The 3,762-nt window shown below is 46.9% G+C and carries 8 protein-coding genes; 2 read left to right on the top strand and 6 right to left on the bottom strand.

Annotated elements, in window-relative coordinates; genetic code table 11:
- Positions 1 to 166 precede the first annotated feature (166 nt).
- Positions 167 to 1,165 (top strand): tyrosine-type recombinase/integrase, encoded by a 999-nt coding sequence (locus AXE65_RS07030; protein ID WP_068390045.1) that lies wholly within the window; start codon positions 167 to 169, stop codon positions 1,163 to 1,165.
- Here AXE65_RS07030 and AXE65_RS07025 read toward each other — a convergent pair.
- From AXE65_RS07025 to AXE65_RS07000, 6 genes are read right to left on the bottom strand one after another with little or no spacing between them, the layout of a single operon-like run.
- Positions 1,123 to 1,488: a hypothetical protein gene (locus AXE65_RS07025; protein WP_068390043.1), complete on the bottom strand. Its 366-nt coding sequence runs from the start codon at positions 1,486 to 1,488 to the stop codon at positions 1,123 to 1,125. The genes AXE65_RS07030 and AXE65_RS07025 overlap by 43 nt on opposite strands.
- A 13-nt stretch (positions 1,489 to 1,501) precedes the next feature.
- On the bottom strand, positions 1,502 to 1,972 hold the full coding sequence (locus AXE65_RS07020; RefSeq protein WP_068390040.1) for a single-stranded DNA-binding protein: 471 nt from the start codon (positions 1,970 to 1,972) through the stop codon (positions 1,502 to 1,504).
- Entirely contained in the window at positions 1,972 to 2,295 is a 324-nt protein-coding gene (locus AXE65_RS07015; protein WP_068390037.1) for a hypothetical protein, read from the bottom strand. The genes AXE65_RS07020 and AXE65_RS07015 overlap by 1 nt, the downstream gene beginning before the upstream one ends.
- A complete protein-coding gene (locus tag AXE65_RS07010; RefSeq protein ID WP_068390032.1) occupies positions 2,276 to 2,611 on the bottom strand; it encodes a hypothetical protein in 336 nt (111 codons plus the stop codon). The genes AXE65_RS07015 and AXE65_RS07010 overlap by 20 nt, the downstream gene beginning before the upstream one ends.
- A complete protein-coding gene (locus tag AXE65_RS07005; RefSeq protein ID WP_068390029.1) occupies positions 2,608 to 2,796 on the bottom strand; it encodes a hypothetical protein in 189 nt (62 codons plus the stop codon). The genes AXE65_RS07010 and AXE65_RS07005 overlap by 4 nt, the downstream gene beginning before the upstream one ends.
- On the bottom strand, positions 2,793 to 3,278 hold the full coding sequence (locus AXE65_RS07000) for a hypothetical protein (RefSeq protein WP_068390024.1): 486 nt from the start codon (positions 3,276 to 3,278) through the stop codon (positions 2,793 to 2,795). The genes AXE65_RS07005 and AXE65_RS07000 overlap by 4 nt, the downstream gene beginning before the upstream one ends.
- 63 nt (positions 3,279 to 3,341) lie before the next feature.
- Between AXE65_RS07000 and AXE65_RS06995 the strand changes: the two genes are divergently transcribed.
- Positions 3,342 to 3,590 (top strand): DUF1640 domain-containing protein, encoded by a 249-nt coding sequence (locus tag AXE65_RS06995; RefSeq protein ID WP_160330604.1) that lies wholly within the window; start codon positions 3,342 to 3,344, stop codon positions 3,588 to 3,590.
- Positions 3,591 to 3,762: the final 172 nt, after the last annotated feature.

Genomic DNA, 3,762 nt, shown 5'->3' with positions numbered 1-3,762 from the left:
CCTCGGTACCAATTATGAAACGACAGACAAAGACAATTTCCACTTTTAAGCGTAAATAACTGTTTATGCTTGACTTGTCTGCTTGGCTAGACGACAAAAACCGTCATTTCCTGATTATTGTGTGCTATCGTTTACGCCAAATTTACGCCAATGGGTAAGGCGGGGGATGGCAACGTACAGAAAGCGCAGTGGTGGCTGGCGAGCTGAGGTATGCAAAAAAGGCGTACGTGACTCGAAGACCTTCCCTACCAAAGCACATGCTGTCGCTTGGGCAATACAACGCGAGGCTGAAATTCTTGCGGGTACAAGCCAGCAGAAGGCCTCTGATTTCACCTTTAAACAAGCGTTGGAAAAGTACCGCGATGAAGTGTCGCCCACCAAGGCTGGGAGTCGCTGGGAGACGTTGCAAATTAACCGCTTGTTGACGGTGAATTTTGCTGAAGAATCCATCAAGGAAGTCGGCGCTGACCTAATAGCCGCATGGCGGGATGCACGGCTAAAGAAAGTGAAGACATCCACGGTTAGGCGGGAAATGAATTTGCTGGCCAGCATTTTTGAGATTGCACGGACAGAATGGAAATGGTGCAAAGGCAATCCGGTTCGGGAAATCAAGCGTCCACCTAATCGCCCCCCACGCGACCGCCGAATTAGCGCCGAAGAAGAGAAGCTTTTGCTTGATGCGCTTGGCTATGTGGAGGGACAGCCTCCGCGTATCCAAAAGCAGGAAGTGGCCTACGCCTTTTTAATTGCACTGGAAACCGCCATGCGTTGCGGCGAGATACTTAATCTGACTTTGGATAGAGTGCATTTAAAAGAAAGCTATGTGCGCTTGATGAAAACCAAAAATGGAACGGCTCGTCATGTAGCGCTATCAAAGCGGGCGGTTCAGTTGATGGGTGTACTGGAACAAGTGGCACGGCAGCAAGAACGCGATAAATTGTTTACCGTAAATTCGGCCAATGCTGACGTGCTGTTTCGGGGTGCGCGCGACCCTTTGCCGATAGAAAATCTGTGCTTCCACGATACGCGGCACGAAGCCATTACCCGCCTTGCCCGCAAGCTGGAAATTTTGGATTTGGCGCGAACCATTGGGCATAAAGATTTGCGCTCACTCATGACTTATTACAACGCGACCGCTTCTGAAATAGCCGGACGGCTGGGTTGACGTCCTCGCGCCTTTGATTTGGGTAGCTTCCCCTTGTTTTGTTTTGCCCAACGGATAACGTCCCCGGCAAACCAGCGCCTCACTGCATGCTTGCCTGTGGCACAAGGTTGTATGGCTTCGGGAAACTCTGGCCGAACAACAACCCTGCGTTCAACTGTAGCGGTAGATAATTTTAGATAAGCAGCTATATCTTCACATGTCCATAATTCATCATCCGCCGCGATATTGGGGCGCTTAAGGAAAAGTACCAGCTCATTTAATACGGAAGCTATATCCTCTTGAGTGGTAGCACTCTGCTTAACGATCTCAGCAAGATTATTCATAATTAATCCTCACTCAAAACGGAAGGTCTTCATCAAAATTCACGGGATGGCTATAACTTGCACCGGCCATGTATCCCTCTTTGTAGGCTTTGTAGTCTTTGCCGATGGTTTGGGGATTGTTGGGCTGCGCCTCTTCTTTATTTGGCGTGTCTTCTTTTTTTCCTAGCATTTGCAGGTGGTCTACGTGGACTTGGGTGGTGTAGTGGGCAGTGCCGTTGTCATCTTCCCATTTGCGGGTGCGTAGGCGACCTTCAATGAATATAGGGCTGCCTTTGGTTAGGTAGTCTTTGGCGATTTCGGCCAGTCTTCCTGAAAATACCAAGGCGTGCCATTCGGTACGTTCTTGTGGTTCGCCTTCTTTATTTTTCCAGTGTTCGTTGGTAGCAAGACTGACAATTGCAATGCTATTGCCGTCTTCAAATTGGCGTACTTCTGGCTCGCGGCCTAAGTATCCCATTAGCATGACTTTATTGAGATTGCCCATTATTTATTCTCCCCATAAAAATAGTTATCTATCGCTGCTCTACTGCGCTCTGTAAAAACATGGTTATCTCGAATGACAGCCCATTGTTCGGGTGTTAATTCCATACCTTTCGCCAAGCACTCAATTGAAAAACCCATTTCAGCATAATAAAAGCCTCTAAACTCTTGTAGGGCGCGGAATGCCATTTCATTTATTTGGCGTTCATTCTCTAATTGAGCCAGATAGGCATCGATACGGGCGCAAGCATCTAGGGCGGCTTCTCTAGCTTCTATCGCACTGCTATAAATGTCTTTTGCTTTTGCGCTAAGTTGTTGGGTTGGCATGGCTGTCATCCTTTAATAAAAACTTCCTGTGCATTTCGGCTAACCTGCGTTCTTCTTTGGCGTAGATAATGGCCTCTTGTTTGGCGCAATAATTTAACCAATCCGTATATTGGACGAGCCGCTCCATTGGTTCGCTGTGGTGAATTTCATCCTTGGTGTAATCAACTAAATTGGCAACAGCCATAAGCATTTCTACGCACACCTCGCGGTTATTATTAATAAGCTGTTGCACCGCTTTTCGGCGGTAGACCGCAGGTTCTTCTAGCATAATTTGCTGGGCATTTTGTTCAAAAATTAATTCGGCTTGAGTATTCATACTTGATCTTCCTGTTCTTTAAGCTGGCGAATTAAGCTCAGCAATTGCTTTGCGTCGGTTTCTGCTTGCTTGGCTTTATCCAGATAAGTACCGGCACGGGCGCAAGCATCCAGGGCAGCTTCTCTGGCTTCTATCGCACTGCTATAAACGTCTTCCGCTTTTGCGATAAGTATTTCAAGGTTCATGAGTTTGAGTTCCTTCTTTGGTATTTGTAGGCAGAGGTTTTTGTATGGTTTCCAAGTACGACTATATCTTTCCCAATGCTTATGTTTATTTCTTTGACTTCATTTAAGTTGGCTATGGCGGCTAATACCGCATCTCGTACTTTTTCTATTTTTGCTGACAGTTCTTTTTTATTGCTTTCAGTGTCATCAGTCGCGTGTATGCAATCAAAGAAAGTGCTAATGATTATTTCTTTATCTTTGACTACACAGTGCCAATTTGGCAGGTTTGGGCTGGTTACGAGGCAAATTGCAGTATTTGTGCCTTGCACTGCATCTATTTCAAATAACGTTTCCGCAGCCAAAAACGCCTCACGCTGAACCTCTTGCAGGTCTTCCCCGCTCACCGCCAGTCCGTTGATATCCGGGCTGTTGGCCCAAAACGTCTGGCTTTCGTTATCAAAATGAATGTGCAGTCTGAAACGTTGGCTTGTTAGGCAGCTCATGCCAGCGCTCCTTTTCGGGTGGTGCTAACATAGGCACTGCGGAAAATGGAAAAGGGGTTGGTTATGGCGGCGTTTGATACGGCTGAACATATTGAAGAGTTGGAAAAAGCAGGCTTTGAGCACAGGCATGCACGTGCTATTGTCAGGCTGGTGTGGCGCTCGCATGAAGCGCTCTTGAATAGCAAGACAGAGCATAAAATTGATCTTCTGCGTAAAGACTTGGACGCTGTTGAGGAGAGGCTCAATACCAAAATAGATGGGCTAGAAAATCGCTTGCTTGCCAAGCTCGGCAAACTGATGCCACATGCCTGACCCATTTCCTGCTTTTTCATGGCGTTGTCCTTAAAGCCCTGCTGCAAAGCGGGGCTTTTTGTTGCTGGGGGACGTCTTTTGAGGTGCTAACATAGGTACATTGAAAAATGCACTGGCTAAGCGAGGAAAAGAGATGAGTTCAGCCGCTTTTAATTCGTTTGATACATTGCAA

The sequence above is a fragment of the Ventosimonas gracilis genome (assembly GCF_001580025.1).
In the GTDB taxonomy this organism is placed as follows: Bacteria; Pseudomonadota; Gammaproteobacteria; order Pseudomonadales; family Pseudomonadaceae; genus Ventosimonas; species Ventosimonas gracilis.
Note: the sequence above shows the minus strand (reverse complement) of the source record. Positions and strands in the feature narration are given on the sequence as shown.

Coding starts and splice junctions, on each gene's coding strand:
- AXE65_RS07030 (WP_068390045.1), top strand. CDS start 167: ATGGCAACGTACAGAAAGCGCAGTGGTGGCTGGCGAGCTGAGGTATGC.
- AXE65_RS07025 (WP_068390043.1), bottom strand. CDS start 1,488: ATGAATAATCTTGCTGAGATCGTTAAGCAGAGTGCTACCACTCAAGAG.
- AXE65_RS07020 (WP_068390040.1), bottom strand. CDS start 1,972: ATGGGCAATCTCAATAAAGTCATGCTAATGGGATACTTAGGCCGCGAG.
- AXE65_RS07015 (WP_068390037.1), bottom strand. CDS start 2,295: ATGCCAACCCAACAACTTAGCGCAAAAGCAAAAGACATTTATAGCAGT.
- AXE65_RS07010 (WP_068390032.1), bottom strand. CDS start 2,611: ATGAATACTCAAGCCGAATTAATTTTTGAACAAAATGCCCAGCAAATT.
- AXE65_RS07005 (WP_068390029.1), bottom strand. CDS start 2,796: ATGAACCTTGAAATACTTATCGCAAAAGCGGAAGACGTTTATAGCAGT.
- AXE65_RS07000 (WP_068390024.1), bottom strand. CDS start 3,278: ATGAGCTGCCTAACAAGCCAACGTTTCAGACTGCACATTCATTTTGAT.
- AXE65_RS06995 (WP_160330604.1), top strand. CDS start 3,342: ATGGCGGCGTTTGATACGGCTGAACATATTGAAGAGTTGGAAAAAGCA.